Origin of the sequence: Limibacillus sp. MBR-115 (assembly GCF_040549425.1) — a bacterium.
In the GTDB taxonomy this organism is placed as follows: Bacteria; Pseudomonadota; Alphaproteobacteria; order Kiloniellales; family CECT-8803; genus Limibacillus; species Limibacillus halophilus.
The window spans coordinates 304,881-329,219 of record NZ_JBEPTJ010000002.1 but is presented as its reverse complement, the minus strand read 5'-3'; the positions used below and the strand labels follow the sequence as shown (position 1 = coordinate 329,219).

General features: G+C 60.0%; 20 protein-coding genes. 5 read left to right on the top strand and 15 right to left on the bottom strand.

Going from position 1 to position 24,339, the window contains the following annotated elements:
• The first annotated feature begins 9 nt into the window (after positions 1 to 9).
• Entirely contained in the window at positions 10 to 2,889 is a 2,880-nt protein-coding gene (locus ABIE63_RS05155; protein ID WP_354503379.1) for a [protein-PII] uridylyltransferase, read from the top strand.
• Positions 2,890 to 2,897: 8 nt separating this feature from the next.
• Here ABIE63_RS05155 and ABIE63_RS05150 read toward each other — a convergent pair whose 3' ends face one another.
• The 7 genes from ABIE63_RS05150 to ABIE63_RS05120 form a co-directional block, all read right to left on the bottom strand.
• Positions 2,898 to 3,575, bottom strand: a complete 678-nt coding sequence (locus tag ABIE63_RS05150) for a thioesterase family protein (protein ID WP_354503378.1) — start codon at positions 3,573 to 3,575, stop codon at positions 2,898 to 2,900.
• A 23-nt stretch (positions 3,576 to 3,598) separates the two neighbouring features.
• Positions 3,599 to 5,389: an acyl-CoA dehydrogenase C-terminal domain-containing protein gene (locus ABIE63_RS05145; RefSeq protein WP_354503377.1), complete on the bottom strand. Its 1,791-nt coding sequence runs from the start codon at positions 5,387 to 5,389 to the stop codon at positions 3,599 to 3,601.
• A gap of 31 nt (positions 5,390 to 5,420) precedes the next feature.
• Positions 5,421 to 7,763, bottom strand: a complete 2,343-nt coding sequence (locus tag ABIE63_RS05140; RefSeq protein WP_354503376.1) for a 3-hydroxyacyl-CoA dehydrogenase NAD-binding domain-containing protein — start codon at positions 7,761 to 7,763, stop codon at positions 5,421 to 5,423.
• A 17-nt stretch (positions 7,764 to 7,780) separates the two neighbouring features.
• Complete coding sequence (locus ABIE63_RS05135; protein ID WP_354503374.1) at positions 7,781 to 8,920, bottom strand: thiolase family protein; 1,140 nt, start codon at positions 8,918 to 8,920, stop codon at positions 7,781 to 7,783.
• Between the two features lie 16 nt (positions 8,921 to 8,936).
• Positions 8,937 to 9,341, bottom strand: coding sequence for a MerR family DNA-binding transcriptional regulator (locus ABIE63_RS05130; RefSeq protein WP_354503372.1), 405 nt, complete (start codon positions 9,339 to 9,341; stop codon positions 8,937 to 8,939).
• A 69-nt stretch (positions 9,342 to 9,410) separates the two neighbouring features.
• The gene (locus ABIE63_RS05125) at positions 9,411 to 11,099 is read right to left on the bottom strand and encodes a long-chain fatty acid--CoA ligase (RefSeq protein WP_354503370.1); all 1,689 of its coding nucleotides are present in this window, start codon (positions 11,097 to 11,099) and stop codon (positions 9,411 to 9,413) included.
• Positions 11,100 to 11,298: 199 nt separating this feature from the next.
• Complete coding sequence (locus ABIE63_RS05120) at positions 11,299 to 12,570, bottom strand: OmpP1/FadL family transporter (RefSeq protein WP_183414889.1); 1,272 nt, start codon at positions 12,568 to 12,570, stop codon at positions 11,299 to 11,301.
• A 486-nt stretch (positions 12,571 to 13,056) separates the two neighbouring features.
• Here ABIE63_RS05120 and pgk point away from each other — a divergent pair, with 486 nt between their 5' ends.
• Positions 13,057 to 14,265 (top strand): phosphoglycerate kinase, encoded by a 1,209-nt coding sequence (pgk, locus tag ABIE63_RS05115; protein ID WP_354503369.1) that lies wholly within the window; start codon positions 13,057 to 13,059, stop codon positions 14,263 to 14,265.
• Between the two features lie 4 nt (positions 14,266 to 14,269).
• Here pgk and ABIE63_RS05110 read toward each other — a convergent pair whose 3' ends face one another.
• From ABIE63_RS05110 to ABIE63_RS05100, 3 genes are all read right to left on the bottom strand, one after another.
• The gene (locus ABIE63_RS05110; protein WP_183414887.1) at positions 14,270 to 14,620 is read right to left on the bottom strand and encodes an AzlD domain-containing protein; all 351 of its coding nucleotides are present in this window, start codon (positions 14,618 to 14,620) and stop codon (positions 14,270 to 14,272) included.
• Positions 14,617 to 15,351, bottom strand: coding sequence for an AzlC family ABC transporter permease (locus tag ABIE63_RS05105; protein WP_354503368.1), 735 nt, complete (start codon positions 15,349 to 15,351; stop codon positions 14,617 to 14,619). The genes ABIE63_RS05110 and ABIE63_RS05105 overlap by 4 nt, the downstream gene beginning before the upstream one ends.
• Positions 15,352 to 15,412: 61 nt before the next feature.
• Positions 15,413 to 16,099, bottom strand: coding sequence for a DUF1684 domain-containing protein (locus ABIE63_RS05100; protein ID WP_354503366.1), 687 nt, complete (start codon positions 16,097 to 16,099; stop codon positions 15,413 to 15,415).
• Positions 16,100 to 16,291: 192 nt separating this feature from the next.
• Here ABIE63_RS05100 and ABIE63_RS05095 point away from each other — a divergent pair, with 192 nt between their 5' ends.
• Positions 16,292 to 17,560: a PQQ-dependent sugar dehydrogenase gene (locus ABIE63_RS05095; protein ID WP_354503365.1), complete on the top strand. Its 1,269-nt coding sequence runs from the start codon at positions 16,292 to 16,294 to the stop codon at positions 17,558 to 17,560.
• Between the two features lie 84 nt (positions 17,561 to 17,644).
• Here the strand turns inward: ABIE63_RS05095 and ABIE63_RS05090 are convergent, their stop codons facing one another.
• Positions 17,645 to 18,130 carry a hypothetical protein gene (locus ABIE63_RS05090; protein ID WP_354503362.1) on the bottom strand — a complete coding sequence of 162 codons (486 nt, stop codon included), beginning with the start codon at positions 18,128 to 18,130 and terminating at the stop codon, positions 17,645 to 17,647.
• A gap of 119 nt (positions 18,131 to 18,249) precedes the next feature.
• Positions 18,250 to 19,773, bottom strand: a complete 1,524-nt coding sequence (locus tag ABIE63_RS05085) for a YifB family Mg chelatase-like AAA ATPase (protein ID WP_354503360.1) — start codon at positions 19,771 to 19,773, stop codon at positions 18,250 to 18,252.
• Positions 19,774 to 19,943: 170 nt separating this feature from the next.
• On the opposite strand from ABIE63_RS05085, the gene ABIE63_RS05080 reads away from it, so the two are divergent.
• Both ABIE63_RS05080 and ABIE63_RS05075 read left to right on the top strand, forming a co-directional pair.
• Positions 19,944 to 21,101 carry a tetratricopeptide repeat protein gene (locus tag ABIE63_RS05080; RefSeq protein ID WP_354503357.1) on the top strand — a complete coding sequence of 386 codons (1,158 nt, stop codon included), beginning with the start codon at positions 19,944 to 19,946 and terminating at the stop codon, positions 21,099 to 21,101.
• 116 nt (positions 21,102 to 21,217) lie between these two features.
• Positions 21,218 to 23,002: a radical SAM protein gene (locus ABIE63_RS05075; RefSeq protein WP_354503355.1), complete on the top strand. Its 1,785-nt coding sequence runs from the start codon at positions 21,218 to 21,220 to the stop codon at positions 23,000 to 23,002.
• Between the two features lie 16 nt (positions 23,003 to 23,018).
• On the opposite strand, the gene ABIE63_RS05070 is transcribed toward ABIE63_RS05075, so the two are convergent.
• Genes ABIE63_RS05070 through ABIE63_RS05060 form a run of 3 tightly spaced genes read right to left on the bottom strand, consistent with a single transcriptional unit; the run spans position 23,019 to position 24,334 of the window.
• Positions 23,019 to 23,567, bottom strand: coding sequence for an NUDIX domain-containing protein (locus ABIE63_RS05070; RefSeq protein ID WP_183414881.1), 549 nt, complete (start codon positions 23,565 to 23,567; stop codon positions 23,019 to 23,021).
• Between the two features lie 53 nt (positions 23,568 to 23,620).
• Entirely contained in the window at positions 23,621 to 23,989 is a 369-nt protein-coding gene (locus ABIE63_RS05065; RefSeq protein ID WP_354503353.1) for a histidine triad nucleotide-binding protein, read from the bottom strand.
• 3 nt (positions 23,990 to 23,992) lie between these two features.
• The gene (locus tag ABIE63_RS05060) at positions 23,993 to 24,334 is read right to left on the bottom strand and encodes a phosphoribosyl-ATP diphosphatase (protein ID WP_354503701.1); all 342 of its coding nucleotides are present in this window, start codon (positions 24,332 to 24,334) and stop codon (positions 23,993 to 23,995) included.
• Positions 24,335 to 24,339 lie beyond the last annotated feature (5 nt).

The following is a 24,339-nucleotide window of genomic DNA, read 5'->3' as shown; positions in this document are numbered from 1 at the left end:
GGAGACCAAATGGACGTAAGCCTTCTTGACAGCGCGCAGCTTAAAGAGGTCAAAGGTCGGCGGGCTATCATTAACCGCGCCGTCCTCGAGACACGCCTCAAGGAGATTTACGAATCCGGACTGCCGGCAGGCGAAGCGCGCGCTCAGGTCCTCAGCCTCCTGCGCGGGTCCCTTGATCAGGGGCGCGGTGAAGTTCGTCGACGCTTCCTGGAAGAAGGCGAGACCGGCCACGCCACCGTCCGGGCAAATTGCTTTTTGATCGATCAGCTGTTGCGGCTTCTTTACGACCACGTAACGCAGCGCTTGTATCCGCTCCCCAACCCTTCGGCAGGCGAGCGCCTGGCTTTGATCGCTACCGGCGGCTATGGCAGAGGCGAGCTTGCGCCTGGGTCGGATATCGATTTGCTGTTCCTCTATTCCTACAAGCTGACCGCGCGCACCGAGCAGGTAATCGAGGAACTCCTGTACTTTCTGTGGGACTTGGGGCTGAAGGTCGGCCAGGCAGCGCGATCGGTCGACGATAGCCTGCGCCAGGCGCGCGCCGATCTGACCATCCGGACAACGCTTCTCGAAATGCGCTATCTATGGGGCGATCAAGACCTCTACAAGGAGTTGAAAACCCGCTATCAGGGCGAGATTCGGGGGAAGGACCCAGCCCGCTTCATCGAAGCCAAGCTCGGCGAACGCGATCAGCGCCACAAGAAACACGGTTCATCGCGCTACATTCTCGAACCCAACATCAAAGACGGCAAAGGGGGATTGCGCGACCTACACACGCTTTTCTGGATTGCCAAGGATGTCTACCGTGTCGATGAGATTCCAAGCCTGATCGACAAAGGTGTTTTCACCCGCGCCGAAGTCCGTAGTTTTGAGAAAGCGCAAGAGTTTCTCTGGACACTGCGCTGCCAGCTTCACTACCAGACCGGGCGCGCCGAAGAGCGTCTGACCTTCGACTTTCAAACCATCATCGCGGAGGCCATGGGCTATGTGGCGCACGCTGGCACCCAGGCGGTCGAGCGTTTGATGAAGCATTACTTTTTGGTGGCCAAGGACGTCGGCGACCTGACGCGCATCTTCTGCGCAGCGCTCGAGGCCCAGCACAATCGGCGCTCGCGATTCCGCTTGCTGCCCTTGGGCCGCCGCCGGTCGGTTGGCGGTTTTACCATCGACGGCGACCGATTGAGCGCGACCGGCCCGGAGGCCTTCATCAAGGATCCTTGCAATCTGCTGCGCATCTTTCACGTCGCCCAACAGCATGATCTGGATATCCACCCGCAGACTTTGCACTGGGTGACGCGTAACCTAAAACTGATAGATCGGGACCTGCGGAAGGATCCCGAGGCCAACGGCCTGTTCCTGGAGATGCTGACCAGCAAGAAAGGTCCGGAAACAACCTTGAGGCGCCTCAACGAGGCTGGCGTGTTCGGCCGTTTCGTTCCGGATTTCGGCCGTGTGGTAGCCCAGATGCAGTACAACATGTACCACCACTACACGGTCGATGAGCACACGATCTTTGCGATCGGCATTCTGCATGCGGTCGAGCAAGGCCACCTGAAAGAAGAGGTGCCCATAGCCAGCGAAGTGATCCACAAAGTCCTTTCGCGCCGCGTCCTTTATTGCGCCGTGCTGCTGCATGACATCGCCAAGGGGCGCCCCGGCGACCATTCGGAGTTAGGCGCCGAAGTCGCCTTGAAACTATGTCCGCGTCTGGGCTTGAACGAAGAGGAGACGGAAACGGTCGCCTGGCTGGTTCGTTGGCACCTGCTGATGAGCGAAACCGCTTTCAGACGCGACATCAGCGACGCCAAAACGATCCGGGACTTTGCCGACCAGGTGCAATCCCTGGAGCGCTTGCGGCTGCTCTTGATCCTGACGGTTGTCGATATCCGCGCTGTCGGCCCGGGCACATGGACGGCCTGGAAAGCGGCCTTGTTACGCGACCTTTATTGGTTGACCGAGGAGGTCCTTGCCGGCGGCTTCCTGACCGAAGGCCGGGAAGCCCGTATCGAGGTTGCCCAGCAGGCGCTGCGCGAGGGCCTTACCGACTGGGAACCGGCGGAAATCGAAAAACACCTTCGGCGCGGATACCCGTCCTACTGGCTGTCATGCGACACGCCCACCCATCTCCACCACGCGCGCCTGGTGCGCGAGGCTGAGCAGGTCGGCCGCCCTCTGACCGTCGATACGCGGATCGACCGCTACCGGGAAACGACCGAGGTCACGGTTTATACCGCGGATCACCCCGGCCTGTTCAGCCGCATCGCGGGCGCTATGGCCGTGGCCGGGGCTTCGATCGAGGCCGCGCGTATCTTTACGCTCTCCAACGGCATGGCTTTGGACATTTTCTGGATTCATGGGGCGAACGGCGAACCCTTTGAGCGTCCGGATCAGCGCGCACGTCTCTCGGCGGCAATCGAGCGCTCGCTGGGTGGCAAGATGAGGCCCCTCACGGAACTCAAGAAGCGGCAGAGTGTACTCCCCAGCCGCCTCAAGGTCTTCAAGGTCCGACCCCGCGTGCTGATCGACAACGGTGCCAGCGCAGGCCACACGGTTGTCGAGATCAACGGGCGCGATCGCCCGGGATTGCTGTTCCAGGTAACGCTTGCGCTTTCCAAGCTGGGGCTGGTTATTCACAGCGCCCTTATTTCGACTTACGGCGAAAGCGTCGTCGATGCCTTCTACCTACGCGACGCCCTTGGCAGCAAGATCACCGACGAAACCAAGCTGAAGCGCATCCGCGAAAAGCTGCTGGAGGCGTTGCAGGATCCGGACTGTAAGCCGGAGCCTCCTCGAAAGGTCGCGGCGAGGCGCAGACGCCGCGCCGCCGCCACCGCCAACCGCAAGGCTGTCGAAGACATGAAAGTCGAAAAGGCTAAGGAGTCCGAATAACCTGTTTCCTAGGAAACGGTCTGTTCGTCCTCTTCCGTGCCCCTTGTCGCCTGCTTGTCGGCTTTCTTCCGAGCTTTCATCTCAGCCTTGCGGTGCGCCTTGGCCAGCGCTGGCGTTTCGGTCAAAGGCGATTCGGCATTTAACGACGGGTGCTCACTATGCGGATCGTCCATCCACTCGGCCGCCAATGCCCAAGCCTTTATGCCCGGTGGGATCGGTGGAGATTTCCGCTTCTTGATACCCAACGCTACGAAAAGCTCCTCGGTCTTGACGCTACGCGTTTTACTGACGATCGCCGCCCGCACCAAGGCCCGCGCAGCGACCTTGCCGTTAGCCTTTGCAAAGACCTGCTCCAGATACAAGAAACGCTCGTCCCAACAAAGCAGGCGGGTCGTGAGTTCGTAGCGCTCAAGCGGGGTCAAGGAGCGTTTGAAGGAGATGGTCTGTGCAGCCACCACCGGCATCCAGCGACGCTTGCGGAAACCGCCCAGCGTTCCCATACGGGCCATCATGTCCAGGCGCCCCAGATCCATCACCGTCAGGTAGCGGCCATTGTTCATATGCCGGTTGAAATCGAGGTCGTTGAGCCAGACACGCAACCGCAGCACCGAGGGCTCGAACAAACCAAGGGGCTTGCGGAACCTCGCCGCCATCAGAACCCAGAAAAGCCTGAACACCAGGTTCATTCAAATTGATCCTTCAGCCCGCTCTAGAAGTCATCGGCCGCCATGGCCATCAGTGGCTTTTTACCCGCCATGATTTGCTGAAACAGAGCGTTCGACTCCGGCAGTATCCGTGCCATATAGAAATCCGCGGTGTTGATCTTCGCCCGATAAAATCCGCCACCGTCACCTTCCTGTTTGGCCAAGCAAAGCTTGGCTGTGCGGGCCCAAACGTAAGCCAGCGCCACAAACGCGAAAAGCCGCAAGTAGTCGCTGGCCGCCGCGCCCGCCTCTTCGGGATCGCGAAGGCCTTGTTGAGCGACCCAGGCCGTCGCCTGCTGCAAACGACTGAAGGCCTTCGCAAGAGGCAACACATAAATCGCCAGGGCAGGGTCCGTCTGATTTTCTTCGATAAAACCGTGAACAGGGTGGAAAAAACGCCGCAAAAGCCGGCCCATGTTCTGGCCCAGTTTACGGCCGACCAGGTCCAGCGCCTGGATGCCGTTGGTGCCTTCATAGATCTGTGTGATTCTGGCGTCGCGCACTAATTGCTCGATACCTTGCTCCTTGATGTAGCCGTGTCCGCCATAGATTTGCTGTGCCCGAGTGGCGGCATCGAACCCATGGTCGGTGCAAAACGCCTTGATGACCGGCGTCATCAGCGCGACAAAGTCATCGGCCTCCTGGCGGCGCGCCATGTCCGGGTGTCGCTCGGCCACATCCAGTTCCATGCCCACCCAGATTGCCAAAGCGCGGCTGCCCTCGGTCAGCGCTCTCATCGTCATCAGGTTCTTTCGTACGTCCGGATGTACGATAATCGGGTCGGCCTTCTGCTGCGGTTCGGCAGGACCAGCGAGTGAGCGCCCCTGGCGGCGTTCGCGCGCATAGGCGACCGCCGATTGATAGGCGGTTTCGGCAAGACCCAGCCCCTGTATCCCAACGCCAAGGCGCGCGGCATTCATCATCGTGAACATGGCTTTCATACCGCCATGAGGCTCACCGACCAGATACCCTTCAGCGCCATCGAAGTTCATGACGCAGGTTGAGGAAGCCTTGATCCCCATTTTTTCCTCGATCGACCCGCAACTGACACCGTTGCGCTGGCCCAGGTCGTCGCCACTCTCGCCGAGCAGGAACTTCGGCACCAGAAACAGCGATATACCCCTGGTTCCCGAGGGCGCATCCGGAAGCCTTGCCAGCACTAGATGCAATATATTCTCGGTCAGGTCGTGTTCGCCCGCCGAGATGAAGATTTTTTGGCCCGTGATGGCATACCGCTGACTTTCCAGGGGCTCCGCCCGTGTGTGAATCAAACCTAGGTCGGTACCGCAATGGGGCTCGGTCAGGCACATGGTCCCCGCCCAACGACCATCCGCCAGATGTGGCAAGGTGCGCGCCTTGAGATCATCGCTTCCCCAGGTTTCCAACGCATTGTAGGCGCCGTGGGAAAGCCCGGGATACATACCGAATGACATGTTGGTGGAACAGATCAACTCCTGAACCAGAAACTCCAGAGTTTTGGGCAGGCCTTGCCCGCCATAAGTCGGGTCGGCGGCAAGGCCGGTCCAACCGGCGACCCGATAAGCTGCGTACGCCTCCTTGAATCCCTTGGGCGTACGTACAACACCCTTATCGAAATGGCAGCCCTCGCTATCGCCGCTTTGGTTGAGCGGAAGAAGCTCGTTCTCGCAAAAGCGAGCGCCTTCCTCCAGGATGGCGTCCACCACGTCACGCGTGGCCTCCTCGCACCCTGGCAGTGTCGTGACGCGATCGTCATAGCCGAGCAGGTCGTAGAGGCAGAAGCGGATGTCATCGAGGGGCGCTTTGTAGCTCACCATTGGTTCGCTCCGTCCGTTCGTGGTGCCATTGCTAGTTCCGCAGCGGCTTACCGGTGGTCAGCATGTGCTCCATTCGAGCCAGCGTGGCTTCGTTGCGGACCAACCGCATGAAGGCCTCGCGTTCGAGATCCAGAATTCTCGCCTCCGGCGTCGGGGTTGTGTGGTCGGCCTCCGGGCCGCCGATCAGCACGCCGATCAGTTCGTTGACCACGGTCCTGTCGTGCGGCGTGACGAGACCTTTTAGCGCCAGGTCGTGGACGGCGAAGTCTAAAGACGCCATTCCATTTGGCCCCGGCAGCGAAAGTTCCGCGGGATCGGGCGCCCGGTAGCCCTCGGCCAGAACCAGGGCACGCGCCTTGGCCCCAGCCAACAATCGATCCCGATTGAAAGTGATGCCGTCGGTATCCCTCAAAAACCCAAGTTCCCGGGCCTCAAAGGCGGATTTCGCCACCTTCGCGGTGCCTATGGTTTCGAAAGCTTCGACAACGGGGGGCATCGGCCCTTTGGGACGCCGCCGGTCCGCCGCAAGACGCGCCAGCAATTCTGTACAGCCGCCCCAACCGGGGATCACCCCGACGCCGACCTCCACCAAACCCATGTAGGTCTCGGCGTGGGCCTCGATGGCGTCGGCGGCAAGACAGATCTCGCAACCGCCGCCAAGAGCCAAACCCGACGGGGCCGCCACCACCGGGAAGGGCGCATACTTGAGCTTGCGGTATAGTTTTTGGCCTTGGACTACCAAGTCTTCGATCATCGGCCAGAGGGCCGTGTTCGCAGCGAAGAGCGCCAATCCCAAGTTCGCGCCTGCGGAGAAGTGGCTTGCCTCGTTGTAGATGACCAGCGCCCTATGGTTTTTCGGAACGATCTCCAAAGCTTTTGCGATGATGGCGAACACGTCTTGGTCGATGGTATTGAGCTTGGTGTGAACTTCGAGGCAAACCACGCCGTCACCGACGTCCCAAAGGCTGGCCGACGCGTTTCCAGCCATGCGTTCGGTACGACGCTTTACATCTTCCAGCAAAACGACCCCTGGGGGCCGCTCCAGATTCTGATACACGCCATCGGGAAGCAGTTGCTGCAAGGCCCCGTCGTGTTCGCGGTAGAAGCCTTCCTTCCCCGCGGCGGTTTCGAGAAGCACCGGGACGGCCATCTTTTCTGCTTTAAGGCGTTCGACGAACGGCGCTGCACCAATTTCGTCGAGCAGTTGGAAGGGGCCAAGCTTCCAGTTGTACCCAAGGGTCATAGCACGGTCGATCGCGGCAATGTCGCTCGCGATCAGGGGCACCAGAGAGGCCGCATAGCCAAGGGTTTTCGACAGAACGGCCCAGGCGTAGGCCCCCCCCTTGTCAGGGTGGGTTACCAAAGTCCGAGCGGCGTGCTTGCGACCAACCGCCTTGGCGGCAGACAGACTATCCAAGATGGGCTTGCGAACGGGTGCATACTTCCCGGTCGTCAGGTCGACGGCCTCTTTCACCTTGCCGCCGTCGCCGCGATTGATCCGGTAGAAGCCGCCCTTGCCCTTACGGCCGGTGAAGCCTTCTTGGATCATACGCGCGACTACCGGCAAATCCCGGCGCAGCGCATGATAGGGGTCGTCCGACGGCAGATTCTCCGCAAGGCTGCGGTCAACGTGCGGCATCAAATCGATGCCTACGAGGTCCATCAGCCCAAAGACGCCGGTTTTCGGGAAACCCAGGTATTTACTCATGACCGCGTCGGCTTCCTCGACGGAAAGGCCGCGATCAATCGCTTCGGTTACGGCGGCTTGAATCCAGAAGGTACCGATCCGATTGGCCACGAAGCCTGGCGTGTCCTTGCAAACCACGACGCCCTTGCCGAGACGGCGATCAGCAAAATCCATCAATTCTTGCGTCGCCTCGTCGCGTGTATCCGGTCCGCTGACGATCTCCAGCAAGCGCATGTAGCGGGGCGGATTGAAGAAGTGTGTGATCAAAAAATCCCGCCGGAGCCCCTTGGGCTGCCCATCCATGAGGCGGGCCAACGGTAGCGTCGAGGTGTTTGACGAAACCAGCGAGCCGGGTTTGCGGTGTTTTTCGATCTTCGTATAGAGGGCCCGCTTCACTTCCAATCGTTCAATCACCGCTTCGATGATCCAATCACACGCGTCCAGCCGCGCGAGATCGTCCTCGATGTTGCCGGCTTGGATTCGTCGAGCCGCCCGCTTCGACATGAACGGCGCCGGGTCTTCCTTCAGCATTTTTGCCAGCGCTGACTCGGCGACAATACTGCGATTTTCCGCATCCTCGGGCACCAGATCGAGAAGCAGCACTTCCAGCCCGGCGTTGGCAATCTGGGCGGCGATCCCAGCACCCATTACGCCCGCACCGATGACCGCAACTCTCTCGATAGCCATAGTCGCTCTCCCGCCTGTCAGACCGCTTCGAGTATGGTGGCGATGCCCTGGCCGCCGCCGATGCACTGGGTTGCCAGCGCGAACTGCTTGCCCTCGCGTGCCAGAAGCTGCGCGGCCTTGCCGGTGATGCGTGCGCCCGTCGCACCCAATGGATGGCCAAGCGCCAAGGCGCCCCCATCCAGATTGATCCGCGACCAATCGAGACCCAATGCGTCCGCGCAGGCCAAGGCTTGTGACGCGAAGGCTTCATTCAGTTCAATCACGTCGAGGTGCGACGCCTCCAAGCCAGCTCGCTTCAAGGCTTTCTGAGAGGCTGCCACTGGCCCCATGCCCATTAATTCCGGCAAGCAGCCCGCCACCGCGACGGATTTGATCCGCGCAAGGATCGGCAGGCCCCGCGCCTTGGCATAGGCCTCGGATACAACGAGACAAGCCGACGCTCCGTCGGTCAGGGGCGATGAGGTCCCGGCGGTCACGCTGCCATCGTCCTTGAAGGCTGGTTTCAAACCAGCCAAGTCCTGGAGGTTGGCTTCAGCGCGTATACAGCCGTCGTTCTCTATCGTCCGGTTGCCCTGGCCGATAGCAACGATTTCCTCCGTGAACTTTCCGGCTGCCCGCGCTGACGCTGCCCGCTTGTGGCTTTCCAAGGCCAGGTCTTCCTGGCGGCGACGGTCAATACCGTACTTCGTGGCAACGTTCTCGGCAGTTTCGCCCATCGACATGTATGCTGCGGGATAGGTTTGGGCGAGGTCTGGGTTCAGCATCGGGTTGAAGCCCGCCATCGGGATGCGGCTCATGGACTCAATGCCCGCGCAGATGAAAACGTCACCCGCGCCCAAGCTGATCGCCCCCGCTGCCATGTGAATGGCTTGCATTGAGGAGCCACAGAAACGATTGACTGTCGTACCTGCTACGGCAAGGGGCAGATCGGCAAGGAATCCTATTAGTCGGGCGACATTCAGCCCCTGCTCGCCTTCAGGAAAAGCGCAGCCGACGATCAAGTCCTCGATATCGTCCTTTGCAACGCCCGTCCGCGTGACCAATTCCGCGACCACCTGTGCGGCCAGATCGTCGGGCCTGACCCGCGTCAGGTCGCCTTTCTTGGCAAAATGAAACGGCGAACGCGCATAACCTGCGATAACCACGGACCTGTTCATCTTACCACCTCTTTGGCTACTGCTTTGATTTGCGTTCCGAAATCTCTGCGGTCCGGCTCAAATGGTCCGTAGCTTGCCTCTGAATTTCCCGCAGTTCCGTCAACGTTGCTTCGATATCCCGCTTCTGGCTTTCCAGCTGTGCAGCCCGCTTTTCGATCTTTTCAAGCAACACGCGAGTCTGCGCAGTCTGGCTGGGGTCTGCATCGTAAAGGTCCAGCCAGTCGCGGATTTCCTTCAGGCTGAAACCAAGGCGCTTGCCGCGTAGGATCAAGATCAGCCTTGCGCGGTCTCGCGCCGTGAAAACCCTGGTCGCTCCTGCCCGCTCGGGCGAGATCAAGCCCTTGTCCTCATAGAACCGGATGCTGCGTGCTGTAACCGCCAACTCGCTGGCTAACTGGCTGACCGTGTAAAGCTTCCGCATGGCCTAACTCTCCTTGCTCACCACAATGTGGTGCCGATCGCACTAAACGTCAATTCGTTTACGTTTACGTTAAGCATGATCATTGGCGCGTTTGGCGGCCTCCTCGGCAATCAGCTCCTTTTTCGAGAGCTTCCCGATCATCGTTTTCGGCAGGCTGTCGCGAAACTCGACCTCGCGAGGTAACTCAATCGGGGATAAACGAGCAGACAGAAAGGCCAAGAGCGTTTCGGCATCTGTTCCTTGATGGCCCTCGCGCAGCTTTACGAAGGCTTTGGGCGACTGGCCACGGTAGGAATCGGGTATGCCAATGACCGTTACCTCGACGACATCGGGATGCTCGTAAAGCGCCTCTTCGACGATGCGCGGGTAAACTTTGTAGCCGCCACAAAGAATGACGTCCTTGATCCGATCGACGAGGAATACGTACCCATCTTCATCCATGTATCCGACGTCGCCGGTATGAAGCCACCCGTCCCGAAGCGTAGCAGCGGTAGCGTCGTTTTTTTGCCAGTAGCCCTTCATTACTTGAGGCCCCTTGATGCAAATTTCGCCGTTCTCACCAAGCGGGACGCAGGTTCGAGAGTCTTCCAGGTCGCGCACTTCGACCTCGGTTCCGACGAAAGGCAGCCCGATGGAGTTCGGCTTATTTAGGCCAAACACAGGGTTGCAGGTCACAACCGGCGATGCCTCGGATAGTCCATAGCCTTCGACAACCCGGCAGCCGGTTCGCGCTTCGAAGGCCTGCTTCACCTCCAACGGCAAGGGCGCGCCGCCGGAAATACAGAAATTTAGGCTGGAAAGGTCATAACGGGCGATGTCGGGATGGCTGTTTATCGCGTTGAAAATCGTGGGCACGGCTGGAAACAAGGTCGGCTTTTTCCGGTCAATGACACGCAAGAGGTCTTGGAGCTCGAACCGCGGGAGCAAGATCATTTCCGCGGCAATGGCAACGGCCAGATTCATGGCGACGGTCATGGCAAAGACATGGAAGAAGGGCAACACGCTCAACATCCGCTCTTCGCCGTCTATGAGACGGGGGTCCCAGCTGCGCACCTGGCTGCGATTGGCGGAGACGTTCGCGTGAGTCAGCATGGCGCCCTTGGGAATGCCAGTCGTTCCGCCGGTGTATTGCAGGACAGCAAGGTCCTCCCGCGGATTGAGCGCCACCGAGCGAAGAACCGTCCCGCTTTTCAGAAGGGCGTCGAAGGGGACATAGGCCGGAGCGTTGGGAACCTTCGCCAAACTACCCCTTTTCAATAGGGAAAACAGAAGACCCTTTGGAAATGGCAAGGCATCGGTGAACTTGCAGACCACTACCTTTTCCAAGTCGCCGCTGGCGACAAGACCTGCCAATTTGGGCAGCATCAACGTCATGTCGAGGGTGATCATTACACGGCAACCGGAATCGCGTGCTTGCCGCTCAACCTCTGGCTGGCTGTAGAGCGGGTTGAAGTTAACGACAATCGCGCCCGCTTTCAGCGCACCATAGTAACTGATCACGAAAAACGGTGTGTTGGGTAAAAACACCCCAACGCGGTCCCCTTTCTTGACGCCGAGCGCCTGAAGGCCCGCAGCCGCCTGATCCACCAGCGCGCCGATCTCGGCATAACTGTATTTGCGCCCGAGGAAATCTATGCAGGGTCGGGTCGGGTAGGCGGCAACGGCGCGATCCATCGCCACGTGTACAAGCTCAGGCAAAATCTCCTGATCCCACTGGATATCTTCAGGATAGCTGGCGATCCAAGGCTTATCGGTCATGCGCAGCACCTCCAAAAGCAAAGCGCGATGAAAACCGGCTTCACTTCCTAGATTTGGTGAGGCGCAGACACATAAACCAGTGACAAAGAGTCACCATTTCGGGAGCCGAGGACCACAGCAGCAATTGCGCTCAGGTCGAGCACCGGCCTTTCGGCGATTTGCCGAAAGGCCCCCAAGCGCGCGCAATACCGATTAGCGGTTAGAAGCTAATCTTCCCCTGCACCGACAAAATATCGACATGGCTTTCGTACTCGGCGGTAAGGCTACCGCGGAGCAGGTTTTCACCAGCGCCGCTCAGATTGACATCCGAATCTTCCACGAAGATATGGGCATATCCGGCATCCACCGTGAACCAGTCACTGACTTGATAGCTCGCGCCGACGGTGACCCAATAGCGGTTGGCGTCGGGAATACGCGGCGTGCGGAAGTTATCCGGCACCGGCGATTCATCGAAAGCCACGCCAAAACGGAAGGTCCAGTCTTCATCCATCTTGTAGGTCGCGCCCGCTGCGACGAAAACGGAGTCGTCCCAGTTCTCAGTCGTAACGTTGTCCGGCATTCCGTTGTCGAACTGAATTCTGATTTCGTTGAACTTATGCCACATGGTCAACTGAGCTTCGCCCATGACCGACCAGTTGGAGTTGATATCGTACACAAAACCGAGGCTGAAACTGTCGGGAAGAGTCACATCCGCCTGCGCGCCCAAAGTCGGCAGATTGCCAATTCCGGGTACAAAAATATTAACGTCACCTTCCAGCGTCGACTTCACCTGAGAGCGGTAAGCGGCGCCCAATTGCAGTTGGTCGAACGGCTTGACGAGAATACCGAGGTTGAACCCGTAGCCCCAATCATCGCCCTCCAGGCTTGCGTGGCCTTCACCGACTTGCGTCAAGGTCGCATTCGTTAAGTCGGCTTCGATATACTGAATCTGCGCTCCTGCACCGATGGAAACCTTGTCGGTTATCTGCCACCCGATCGCCGGATTCACATTAATCGTCAGCAATTCGGAACGAACGCCATGAAAGCGCCCCACCCAGTCCGGTGAGTACTCCGTCTCCAACCCGAAAGGCGTATTGATAGCCAAGCCGAAGTTGATGTCCTCGGTCAGGGGTATGGCGCCGTAGAACGCCGGCAGCGCCGCACCCGACCCAATATCGTTCTGAGTCGATGGGCCTGTCAGGGCGCCCCCCGCGAAGGCATTGAAACCGCTAGAACTCTTCAATTCTGAAACCGGGCGAATATAGCTTGCGACTGTCAGTGCCTGAACACCTTCAACCTCGGCCAACGCCGCCGGATTGAAAAACATGTAGCTCAAGTCCTCAGCACCCGCCGTCGCGCCTGCAAAGGCATTGCCCAATCCCGAAGCGCTCTGCTCCTTGAGTGCAAACCCCGCCGCGTCCGCCCCCGTGGCTACGAAGGGAAGGCCGGCCAGAACACACAACGATGCTCCGTACTTGATCCAGCTTCTCATTTCACCAAAGTCCCCTGTTTTTATTATAAACCGCCCGCGCAACGAAATCTGACCGTCGGTGTCGATATCCCATTCCATCAATCCGACCGCTCAGCCTTCCCGAAGGCTCGTTCAGAAAACCCAAACTCCTTAACGTACTCATAACTTATCTAATACAATAGTAAAAGAAGTGTGAACAAGCCACTGGATTCGCACAGTTTTACAAACTCGTGCATTTCTGCGAATCGGTTTATGCCGTTTTTTCAGGGTGTAGGGAATTAAGATGGCGGTCGAAAAGGCCCGCGCTCGAATCCCACTGGGGCCAATTCGACCTGTGGGCGGCTTGCGATCAATCCGCCGTTGGTCCTTGCACTGCAACGGGCCTTGGCTGGCATCCGTCGCATCGTGTATCACTCCAATTGGCTGAAATCGCCACGAGCCTGGTCCGCCTTGCCGCGCCCCTTTGACCACATCCCATTGACCGCAAACAGAGAGACCTGCTGAGAGATGACGAGTTATAGAACCTTGGACGACCTTGATCCCGCGGGCCAGCGCGCTCTCGTACGCGTAGATTTCAACGTGCCGATGAAAGACGGCAGGGTAAGCGACGCTTCTAGGATCGAGCGCGCGGCGGTTACAATTCGAGAGTTGCGGGATAAGGGAGCGCGCGTGGTCTTGCTCTCGCACTTCGGACGCCCGAAAGGTAAACGTGTCGCCGAAATGTCCCTGAAACCGGTTGCAGCCAGCCTCGAGGCCATTCTAGGTCACCCGGTCGCCTTCGCCGACGATTGCATTGGTCCGGAAGCGGAAGCCACGGTCGCAGCTTTGGCAAACGGCGAGGTAGCGCTGTTGGAAAATTTGCGATTCCACCCCGGGGAAGAAGCGAACGACGATGCCTTTTCGGATGCCCTTGCAAAGCTCGGCGATCTTTTCGTGAGCGACGCTTTTTCCGCGGCCCACCGCGCCCACGCCAGCGTCGAAGGCTTGGCACGACGACTACCCACGGCAGCAGGGCGTTTGATGGAAACTGAGCTTACGCACCTGGCGCAGGCATTGGAACGACCCGAACGTCCGCTTGCCGCCGTAGTGGGCGGCGCCAAGGTATCAAGCAAGCTGGCTTTGCTGGACAACCTGGTACAAAAGGTCGATGTGCTGATCATCGGCGGCGGCATGGCCAACACCTTCCTGTACGCACAAGGGTACGAGATTGGAAAGTCCCTTTGCGAAAAGGAGATGGCGGGTACGGCGCGACAGATCTTGGAAACCGCAGAAGCAGCGGGTTGCGACGTCTTGTTGCCGAGTGATGTGGTGGCTGCCGAGGCTTTTTCCGTCAATGCCCCCCATAGAACGGTTGCCACGAGCGAGGTCCCTGCGGAGTCCATGATACTGGACGTCGGCCTTGAAAGTCTGGCCACGCTCAAAGCGCGCCTTGCCGACTGTCGAACGTGCGTTTGGAACGGGCCTCTAGGCGCTTTCGAGATAGCGCCGTTCGACCATGGAACCAACGTACTGGCAAAGGAAGTCGCGGATTTGACCCGTGCCGGGAAGATTCTTTCGGTGGCTGGCGGTGGCGACACGGTCGCAGCCCTCGCTCATGCTGGCGTCGTCGAGGATTTTTCCTACGTGTCGGCCGCCGGCGGCGCCTTCCTGGAGTGGCTTGAGGGGAAAACTCTGCCTGGCGTCCGCGCTTTGCGGGATGCAGTGGTTAAGGCTTGATCGGTTACGGCGTCAGCCAGCCAGAAAAACTGAGCATGACGAGAACTGCGACACCCCCGGCAACGCCCAGCAGAATGTTGCGGCGGGTCAGGAAGAAAATCACTAATGCCAGCCCCGTTGCCGTCAGGCGGTAGGTGAGTGGCGTTTCAGTCAACGGTGGTCCTAGCGGCAGGACGATCATGCGGGCAATCAATGCAGCAAGCAGAGCGTAAGCGACCGCACCGACCCACTCGAAAAGATTGCTATCCGGATCAATTCTGCCGGACAACAAGACGCCGATGAACCGCCAGAAGTATGTCGCCAGCGCCCCAACAGTCAAAACGCCGGCGAGAGTCCAGAATCCCAACCCGCTCATACCGATCGCCTCTTGAGTAAACGATCGACGGCGAAAGCGAACGATCCTGCCAGGAACCCAGCAATAACCAGCCCCCAGTCCGGCGTTGCCAGATGCAGCAATGGCCCCAGGACCGCACCGAAGGCGAGCGCCAAAATCTTGGCGCGCTGCCGCAGGTCCGCCGCGAACACGAGCATGAAGTAAATGGGGTTGATGAAAACCAACCCAAGCGTCACATAGGCCGGTAGGCCGCCCGCCATCAGGAAGCCGACAGCCGTTGCGATCAGCGTCGCTGCCCAGAGCGTGATGGCATAACCGAAGAAATAGGGCAGTCTCCAAGCCCGGTCGATGGCGTGTCCGTTGCGCATCAATTCGGCCCAGGCCGTCACCGCGATCCAATGGGACGCCACGTAGTAAACCCATCGTCGGTACCCCGGAACACGTAGAAGCGGCACCAGGGCAACCGTCATCGGCAAGAGCCGGGCATTGGTCAAGGCAACCACAGAAATGATCGCCACAATCGAAGCGCCGACCGACAGCAACTCCACCAAAGCCACCTGACCCGGCAAGGCCCAGCCCGTAGCCGTGGAAGCCAGCCCGAACCAAAGCGGAAAGCCACTTTCACGAACCAGCGCGCCAAAGCCCAGGAAGCTTGCTGCCATGACGACCGCGGGCACACCCATTGCCTCGCGCACGCCGCGCCGCACAGCCTGGCTCTGTGTGTCAAATTGAAAGGAACGTGTCTGCCTCATGCGGCCTAGAGGCTATAGAGGTACGTGTCGTTAAAAAAGCCCCTGAGTTGCATAAGGGTTATCACAGCGCCGCATGGCTTATCCCGCTCGATCCGGACGCGCGTGGCGCTTTCTCGCCGGCCATCACCGGCCGGGTCAGTTTGTTTTCGGGTGGAGCAAGCGGACAGGTCCAATCCGGAGAATAAGCGCATGACGGGTTGTAGGCGAAGTTGAAGTCCAGTAGCAGGCGCCCTTCCCGAAAGCCCAGATCTGCGCTCTTGATTGAATCCAGAAGGTATCTGCCGCCGCCATAGGTTTGCCTTGCGCTGGTTGCATCGCTAAAAGGCATGAAGAGCCCGCCGCCGTAACCCAGCAACCAATAAAGCGTCAATTCCGCCCCAAGGGCGGCCGCCAGCCCTGATGTACGTGCCACCGCCTGCAAGCGCAGCGTACCATCCGCGCCGATCTCCCAGGCCTCCTCAGAACCATCGACCGCCACCAAATCCACAGTGAAACGATACGCCGGATCATAGTCGAAGAAGGGCAGCGGCAGAGCCCTCGCACGCTCCGACTCAACCAAAGGGGATGCCGTGTGATCGCGGATCAGGGCATCGCGACCTTCGCGCCACTCCCTCCACGCAACCTCACAATCGCCTTTCCGGCGTGCTGCTGCGAAGAGCTCCGCCATCTGACGGCGCCAATCCGCAACCGCCAAGATCGGGAACCGTTCAAACAACAAGCTGTTTTCCGGGCGACCCATGCCGTCCATTGCGCTCTCCTTCCTCTCGACATTCGGTTTCGATCCTGCCAATCGTTCCGCCGCGTCGTCCAGGTTCCTCGGTCTTCCTGCGATCAATAGCGCGTGAGGATGCTTGCCTAGAACAGTTCCCGGCGGTCTCATGGAAACGCCTGTTGATGTAGAAAGGACCCGGCGACTGTTTATCAAGGGAGGCGCGGACCGATGAGTATCAAGGCGCTATTGTCCGCCTGTTTGCGTATGGTCGTGTTGTCGATGGCAATCGCGTATTGGCCATCCTTCGCTGTTTTTCCCACCCAGGCGGCAGATCCGGTGCCGGGGACGCAATTTTCGATATCGGCGGAAGAACTACCACAGCCCTATGCCTCGCCCAGCGCTTCCAACAGCCCGCGTCTGGTGAGAAGGCCCTCGAACCAGAAGCCCGACGTTCCAAATGGCTTTGAAGTAACGCTTTTCGCTGAAAACCTGGGCCATCCGCGCAATCTCATTGTGGCGGCCAATGGTGACGTACTGCTGGCCGAATCGCGCCCGGGCCGTATCACCTTGCTGCGGGACAGCGACGGCGATGGTCGGGCCGACCTGATCGACACTTTCGTCGCCGGCTTCAGGTTGCCGCACGGCTTGGCGCTAGCCGAAGGTGTGCTCTATATCGCAGATGCACGCGCAATCTGGCGGCTTCCCTATCATCCGGGTGATGAGAGCGCCCGAGGTCGGGCCACACGCATTACTGCCAAAGGCGCGTTCGGCGATCCAGGCGGTCATTGGACGCGGAACCTGGCAATCCACCCGCTAGACGGCCGTCTGTTCGTCTCCATTGGCTCGGAAGGCAACCTGGCGGAAGAGCCGCTGCCGAGAGCGAGCATTCAAGTCTTCGACCCCGACGGGTCCCGGCAGCGAACCTACGCCAGCGGTCTTCGGAATCCGGTCGGCATTGCCTTCCATCCAAACAGCGGCGCGCTCTACACGGTCGTGAACGAGCGCGATGGGTTGGGTGACGAGTTGGTTCCCGATTACCTGACCGTCGTCGAGGAGGGCGCCTTTTACGGCTGGCCCTACGCCTATAGCGGCAATCACCCACAACCAGGCTTTGCCGATCTGCGCCCCGACTTGGTCGCCGCCGCCCGTTTGCCCGATCTGTTGTTTCGCAGCCATTCGGCGCCGATCGGCTTAACCTTCTATGACGGCGCGTCGTTTCCGCAAGACTATCACGGGGACGCTTTTGTCGCACTCCGGGGTTCGTGGAACGCCGATCTGCCCAGGGGTTATTTCGTCGCCCGCGTTCCCTTCCGGAACGGCCGGCCTTTAGGTGGATACGAGGTTTTTATGTCAGGGTTCCGACTGGACGACAAACCAACCGGCCGGGCTGAAGTCTGGGGGCGGCCAACGGGTGTTGCGGTCACCCCCGGCGGTGGCCTTTTGGTCTCCGACGACAGCGGCGGCACCCTTTGGCTGGTCCGCTGGCGTGGTGAATGAACCCGAAGGCCTGAAAGAAAAGGGGCGGCGCAACACAGGCCGCGCCGCGCCCTCACTGATAGTATGTGAGGCGCTTTAGCGCCATTAACGGTATGAGTACCCGATGAAGAGGTACTTGATCAGATAGCGGCTCCTATCGGAAATATATCCACGCCCATACCTGTCGTAGCACTGAATGCCGCCGATCTTGGCCGGATGCCCGCGCCAATATCCCTTGGTTGCGACCTTGTGGCACTTCTTGCTGTGGCCATAAGCGTATCCGTGCCCGTAACCATGGCCGTGATTGTGGTGGCCACCGTAATATCCATAACCGTTATGATGGCGCCTGCCGCGTTCATAACGCCCATGCTTACCGTCATGGTCGTGACGCCGGTGGTATCTGCGGTCGCCGGACCTATCGTGATCGCGCCGACGGTCATAGTCGTGATTGCTGTGCTGGTTCTGATAGCGGTCACTCCGACGGTCTTCACCGCGATCCGCCGCTGCGTCGCTGGGAAGGGCAACGCTAAGCGCAAATGCCGAAAGCACACCCAGGGCCATCCCTTTTATTGTCTGCGTCTTTGCATTCATCGTTATCTCTCCTTTCGTCGAGCATCGAAGCGCCCATCCCCGGCCTCCTAACCTAGTGGTACGAAACGACCCCTGGGAAACATCCCCTTGCGCGGTTCTGCGTCGTTGGAGAAGTGGGCTTATCGGCCCGGCTGCAAGCGGCGGTAAGCCATTGCTTCTGCGATGTGGAGGCGCCGAACCGTGGGCGAGGATTCTAGATCGGCCAGCGTGCGTGCGACCCGGAGCACACGGTGATACCCGCGCGCCGACAATCGCAGCTGTGCCGCCGCTTCCGTCAGCAGGCGGCGGCCTTCAGAATCCGGGGCTGCAACTTCTTCGAGCAGTCGTCCGTCCGCTTCCGCGTTGCTTCGTGGTAGGTCTGCCGCCTCGCCAAGGCGGGCATAACGTTCCCGCTGCACACGGCGCGCCGCCGCCACCCGTGCGGCGACGGCCGCGCTATCTTCGGCAGGTGGCGGGAGCGACAAATCGGCCGGGCTGACGGCCGCGACCTCGACATGCAGATCGATGCGATCAAACAGCGGACCCGAGATGCGGGCTTGATAATCCTGGGCACAGCGCGGTGCGCGGCTACAGGCCTGCGCCGCGTCGCCCAGATAACCGCAGCGGCAGGGGTTCATGGCCGCGACAAGCTGGACCCGCGCAGGGTAGGTGATGTGGGCATTGGCCCGCGCCACGGTCACGCGACCCGCCTCCAGCGGCTGGCGCAAGGACTCCAGAGCCTGGCGGCTGAACTCCGGCAATTCATCCAGGAAAAGGACCCCTCGGTGCGCTAACGAAACCTCGCCGGGGCGCGCGCGCAGACCGCCGCCGGTCAGGGCCGCGATGGACGCCGAGTGATGCGGCGCCCGATAAGGCCTAATGCGCAGCAGCCCACCGGCGGCCAGGGCCCCGGCGACCGAGTGGATCATGGAAACTTCCAGCGCCTCGGCAGGCTCAAGCGGTGGCAGGAGGCCCGGCAGGCGCGCCGCAAGCAACGACTTTCCTGCCCCTGGGGGTCCCAGCATCAGCAGATTGTGACCGCCCGCCGCCGCCACCTCCAGTGCCCGTTTGGCGCTTTCCTGTCCTTTGACATCGCGCAGATCGAGTTTGCGCTCCTCGCTCGGCGCCAGGGTTGGCGTCGGGGCGGTGAGAAGCTGGCTACCCTTGAAGTGGTTGACGAGGCTCAGCAGATCGCCCGCGGCCAGCACGTCCAGACCCCCGGCCCAGGCGGCCTCGCCGCCTTGCGCGGCAGGGCAGATGAAACCCTTGTCCCGCCCCAGGGCATGCACCGCCGCCGGCAACACGCCGGCCACGGCGCTGATGCGCCCGTCCAGGGCCAACTCGCCCAACGCCACGAATTCGGTGATCTCCTCGGCCGGCAGAACCCCCATGGCGGCCAGCAGGGCGATTGCAATGGGCAGATCAAAATGACTGCCTTCCTTGAGTTGATCGGCGGGGGCAAGATTGACGGTAATACGTTGCGGCCGCAGCGCCAGACCCAGCGCGGCAAAGGCCGCCTTCACGCGCTCCCGGCTTTCCCCCACCGCTTTATCCGGCAATCCGACGACGGTAAAGGCGGGCAGGCCCGCCGCAAGCTGCGCCTGCACATCGACCTCGATCACCTCGATACCCAGAAACGCGACCGTGCCGACGCGCGCGACCATGCCAGACCCCCCGGTTAGAATTTCCGGCCCTCTTCGGAGGGCTCGTTGCCCTCGCTTCTACCATGGGGCGTTAAAGTCCGCAAAGTTTGCGCGCCAGTGTCATTGAGCCGCTTCATCTTACCCTGCGCCCATGTTTTACTGTCGCGCGGGGCAAGCGTGGGGGAGAAGGTATGGAGCCGGAACACAGGGAAGCCTTGAAGCTGTCGGAGGCTGGGCGCTTCAGTGATGCAGAGGCACTGCTGCGCGACCTGATCGCCAAACGGCGCGCTGGCGGCAAGGCCCATTTGCAGGACCACTTGCTGCTGGGCCTCAGCCTTTTCAACGCCGGGCGCTTCGAGGACACCGTCGCGGTTTTCAAGGAGGCAACCACGCTCTTTCCGGACGAACCCAGCGTCTTCGAGAACCAGGGCGTGACGCTGATCCGGCTCGGCAGAATCCAGGAAGCCGTACAGGCCTTGGAGAAGTCACGCTCACTCGGCAACCGCACGCCTAACTTGATGGATGGCCTCGCCAATTGTTATGGACGTCTTGGCCGCTTGGCAGAGGCGCGCGCGGAGGGTGCCGCCGCCCTGCTGGCCAAGGACCAACAGGCCTGCAAGGAAGGAAAGGCCTTCCCGCTACCCAAGGAAGCGCCTCCGCTTTTCGATCCGACCCAACCGCATCGGAACATTATTTCCTTCAGCTTGTGGGGCAGCGATCCCCGCTATACGCAAGGCGCGCTCCGGAATGCGCTGCTGACGCCGGATATCTATCCCGGTTGGACCGCGCGTTTCTATGTCGATGACAGCGTCCCCGAGACCGTCACCAAACAGCTAACATCGCTTCGCGCCGAAGTTGTTCAGCGACCCAAACCCAAAGTTTTCTATGAGGGTCTTTTGTGGCGCTTCGAGGTGGCAAGCGATCCGGAGGTGCGGCGTTTTCTAGTGCGCGACGCCGACGCCGTCATCAATACCCAAGAGCGGGCCGCCGTCGATGAGTGGCTGTCCAGCGGGCGCTATTTTCACATCATGCGCGACTGGATCAGCCATACCGACCTGATCCTGGCCGGGCTATGGGGCGGCGTGGGCGGCGTTCTGCCGCCGGTCACCGAGCTGCTCGCCGCTTTCCGAAACTTCCGCGCCGCGTCACCGACGTTCGATCAAGACCTGCTGCGTTTCATGGTTTGGCCGACGGCAAGGCTGAGCTGCCTGATTCACGACAGCCATTTCGATTGCCTGGACAGCCGCCCCTTCCCAAAGGTGGGGCGCCTGCCGCCGGGCATGCATGTCGGACAGGACGCCCGCGCCAGAAAGATTCGCAAGCCACGCCGAGAAGACAGTCGCCGCTAGTTTCCGCGCCTTGCGCGGGCCGTCCTTCACTTACGGCCGTTTGCGCAGAAGCCCGGCTATAGCTAGACTAGCGGCGCGCCCGTTTTATGAGGCGCTGTATAGGGGGGGCCTGTCGCATGGGCAAAAATGCCGCTGCCGGTACAGGGAAGAACCACGCAAAGAAATCCTTCCGGCTGATTCTCGTCAAACCGTCGCATTACGACGACGACGGCTATGTCATTCAGTGGCTGCGTTCGGCCATTCCGTCGAACACGCTGGCGCAGCTCTACGGCCTTGCGCGGCTGTGCAAGAACGAAGACATCCTGGGGCCGGACGTAGAGGTCACAATCGACGCCTATGACGAGACCAATCGCGTGCTGCCGATTAAGCGCATGCTGCGCAATCTTGCAGACGCGGATGGCGGTATGCTCTGTTTGGTTGGCGTACAGTCCAACCAGTTTCCGCGCGCCATCGATGTCGCCAGGCCCTTCAGGGACGCCGGGCTGCAGGTGGGGATCGGTGGCTTTCACGTCAGCGGCTGTCTCTCGATGCTGCCGGAGCTACCGCTCGATATCCGCCAAGCCCAGGAAATGGGCATTTCGCTTTTCGCCGGGGAGGCGGAAGGGCGGTTCGACCTCATTCTCAAGGACTGTTACGCCGGAGCCCTGAAGCCGCTTTACAATTTCATGGCCGATCTGCCCAATCTGGAAGGCGCGGTCGTGCCGTTCCTGCCCGCTGACGTGGTGGCACATACGGCGGGCGCCAACACCTCTTTCGATGCCGGGCGCGGCTGCCCTTTCCAATGTTCCTTTTGCACGATCATCAACGTGCAGGGCCGTAAGTCTCGCACCCGCTCGCCCGACGACGTGGAGGCCATCGTCCGCGAGAATCTGGAGCAGGGCATCAAGCGATTCTTCATCACCGACGACAACTTCGCGCGCAATCGCAGCTGGGAGGAGATCATGGATCGCCTTATCCATCTGCGCGAAGAGGAGAAGCTCACGTTCTCCATTGTCATTCAGGTCGACACGCTCTGTCACAAGACGCCGAACTTTATCGAAAAATGCGCTCGTGCAGGCGTTAAGCGAGTCTTCATCGGCCTGGAGAACATCAACCCGGACAATCTTGTCGCCGCCAAAAAGCGCCAGAACAAGATCTGGGAGTATCGCAAGATGCTGCAAGCCTGGAAGGCCCAGGGCGTGCTGACCTATGCAGGGTACATTTTAGGATTTCCCGAGGACACACCGGAGAAGATCAGGCGCGATATCGAGATCATCAAACACGAACTGCCCGTCGACCTGCTTGAGTTCTTCTTCCTGACACCCTTACCGGGCTCGGAGGATCACAAGACCCTCTATTTGAAGCAAGTCTGGATGGACCCGGACATGAACAAGTACGACCTCAACCACCGTACGACCCATCATCCGAGCATGTCGGACGCCGCGTGGGAAGCCATCTACGCCGAGGTTTGGGAGTCTTACTATGCGCTGGATCACGTCGAAACCATCATGCGCCGAGCGGCTGCCTGCCGCATGAATGTCGGCAACCTGATGTTCCTGATGCTCTGGTTTTACGGCTGTGTATCGATCGAAAGGCTGCATCCCCTGGAAGGTGGCTGGTTCCGGCGCCGGGTGCGCAGCCAGCGACGCCATGGAATGCCGATCGAGTCTGCCCTGACCTTCTGGCCCAAACGCTTTGCCCAAGTCCTGCACAATCAGGCGTCCTGGCTGTTGCTGCTTTACCGCTTCGGCATGATTCGTCGCCGTATCAAGAAAGACCCCAAGGCGCGGGACTATATGGACGCTTCTTTGCGGCCCGTCACCGACGAGGAGGAACTGGAGACCGAGTTGATGCAGACGCACATTGATGCGCTGCCTAACACTTACGGCGCGCCGCACCGCAAGGTTGCGGCCGGCGTTTGAGCCGCTGACTACGCGATCAATAAACGCCGGTTTCGCCTTCGGGGTTTGAGAAGGGTGTAAAACTCTCCTGATCCCGGCTTTCCCGGTAATGGCCGAGCGCCCAATGGACCGAAGGGAAGGCTATTTCCTTCCAAGGAACCTCAGACCAATCGAAAAGCGCCACCTCCTGGCTTTCCGGTCCGGCCTCGAAACTGGGCTCGGCGAGACTAGCGCGATAGATAAGCTGGACCTGACTGATCCGCGGTATGGAATAAACGGCCAGAAGTCGTTCGATCTGGATTGCCGCCCGCGCTTCCTCCCAGGCTTCGCGGCGGGCCCCGGTCTCCGGGTCCTCATTCAATTCCATATAGCCGGCCGGCAAGGTCCAGTAACCGATGCGCGGCCCGATGGCGCGGCGGCAGAGCAGTATCCGATCGCCGAAAGTTACGACCGACCCCACTACAACCTTCGGATTCTCGTACTGGATGAAGCCGCAATCGCTACAGACCAGGCGTTCCTGATCATCGCCCCGCGGCACACGCCGCTCGAATTTCCTCTTGGCCTTGTAGTTTTCGTCGGTTGTCATGCCGCACAGTCTGGCCGAGCCCGGAAGCGCTCGCAAGTCCGTCGATCCAGGGACTAGCTCCGGTTCGGCTTGATCATGCGCCCCATGTCCTCACCCCCGCAAATATGCAGGTGAAAGTGCGGCACCTCTTGGCGAGCGTCGCGGCCATGATTGGCGATTATTCTGTAACCCGGTTCATCCAAGCCCAAATCGCTGGCGATGCGACCGACAGCCCGCGTAAAGGCAAGTATTTCGAGGTCGCTGGCCTGTTGCGAAAAATCGACGTACGACTGGTACTCTCCTTTGGGAATGACCAAAACATGCGTCGGCGTTTGCGGATTGATGTCCCTGAACGCTAGAACGTGATCGTCCTCATAAACCTTGTCGCAGGGAATTTCGCCGCGAACGATCTTGGCGAAGATATTGCTGCTGTCATAGCTCATGGTTCACGCCTTCTTCCTACTAGCCTTTTCCGTCAAGCCGGAGGTCGCGGTCCGCTCCTCCAGCTTCTCCCACACCGACTGCGGGTCAAGGTCGCGCGCTGCCCAAAGCACCATCAGGTGGTAAAGCAAATCGGCGCTCTCGCCCGCCAAGGCCTTTTTATCTTCAACCAAGCCGGCGATGATCGTTTCCGCAGCCTCCTCGCCAAGCTTTTGTGTAATTTTCTTAAGCCCCTTTGCGTAGAGCTTTGCGGTATAGGAACTCTTGGGATCAGCGCCCTTACGCGAAAGCACTACGTCATGGAGGCGGTCCAGGATATGGTCGCCGCTACAATTGCTGTTATCCATCACGT

Coding starts and splice junctions, on each gene's coding strand:
- ABIE63_RS05100 (WP_354503366.1), bottom strand. CDS start 16,099: ATGGACGGCATGGGTCGCCCGGAAAACAGCTTGTTGTTTGAACGGTTC.
- ABIE63_RS05135 (WP_354503374.1), bottom strand. CDS start 8,920: ATGAACAGGTCCGTGGTTATCGCAGGTTATGCGCGTTCGCCGTTTCAT.
- ABIE63_RS05085 (WP_354503360.1), bottom strand. CDS start 19,773: ATGGTCGCGCGCGTCGGCACGGTCGCGTTTCTGGGTATCGAGGTGATC.
- ABIE63_RS05070 (WP_183414881.1), bottom strand. CDS start 23,567: ATGACAACCGACGAAAACTACAAGGCCAAGAGGAAATTCGAGCGGCGT.
- ABIE63_RS05155 (WP_354503379.1), top strand. CDS start 10: ATGGACGTAAGCCTTCTTGACAGCGCGCAGCTTAAAGAGGTCAAAGGT.
- ABIE63_RS05120 (WP_183414889.1), bottom strand. CDS start 12,570: ATGAGAAGCTGGATCAAGTACGGAGCATCGTTGTGTGTTCTGGCCGGC.
- ABIE63_RS05130 (WP_354503372.1), bottom strand. CDS start 9,341: ATGCGGAAGCTTTACACGGTCAGCCAGTTAGCCAGCGAGTTGGCGGTT.
- ABIE63_RS05140 (WP_354503376.1), bottom strand. CDS start 7,763: ATGGCTATCGAGAGAGTTGCGGTCATCGGTGCGGGCGTAATGGGTGCT.
- ABIE63_RS05060 (WP_354503701.1), bottom strand. CDS start 24,334: ATGGATAACAGCAATTGTAGCGGCGACCATATCCTGGACCGCCTCCAT.
- ABIE63_RS05105 (WP_354503368.1), bottom strand. CDS start 15,351: ATGAGGCAGACACGTTCCTTTCAATTTGACACACAGAGCCAGGCTGTG.
- ABIE63_RS05065 (WP_354503353.1), bottom strand. CDS start 23,989: ATGAGCTATGACAGCAGCAATATCTTCGCCAAGATCGTTCGCGGCGAA.
- ABIE63_RS05150 (WP_354503378.1), bottom strand. CDS start 3,575: ATGAACCTGGTGTTCAGGCTTTTCTGGGTTCTGATGGCGGCGAGGTTC.
- ABIE63_RS05125 (WP_354503370.1), bottom strand. CDS start 11,099: ATGACCGATAAGCCTTGGATCGCCAGCTATCCTGAAGATATCCAGTGG.
- ABIE63_RS05095 (WP_354503365.1), top strand. CDS start 16,292: ATGAGTATCAAGGCGCTATTGTCCGCCTGTTTGCGTATGGTCGTGTTG.
- ABIE63_RS05090 (WP_354503362.1), bottom strand. CDS start 18,130: ATGAATGCAAAGACGCAGACAATAAAAGGGATGGCCCTGGGTGTGCTT.
- ABIE63_RS05080 (WP_354503357.1), top strand. CDS start 19,944: ATGGAGCCGGAACACAGGGAAGCCTTGAAGCTGTCGGAGGCTGGGCGC.
- ABIE63_RS05110 (WP_183414887.1), bottom strand. CDS start 14,620: ATGAGCGGGTTGGGATTCTGGACTCTCGCCGGCGTTTTGACTGTTGGG.
- ABIE63_RS05145 (WP_354503377.1), bottom strand. CDS start 5,389: ATGGTGAGCTACAAAGCGCCCCTCGATGACATCCGCTTCTGCCTCTAC.
- ABIE63_RS05075 (WP_354503355.1), top strand. CDS start 21,218: ATGGGCAAAAATGCCGCTGCCGGTACAGGGAAGAACCACGCAAAGAAA.
- pgk (WP_354503369.1), top strand. CDS start 13,057: ATGACGAGTTATAGAACCTTGGACGACCTTGATCCCGCGGGCCAGCGC.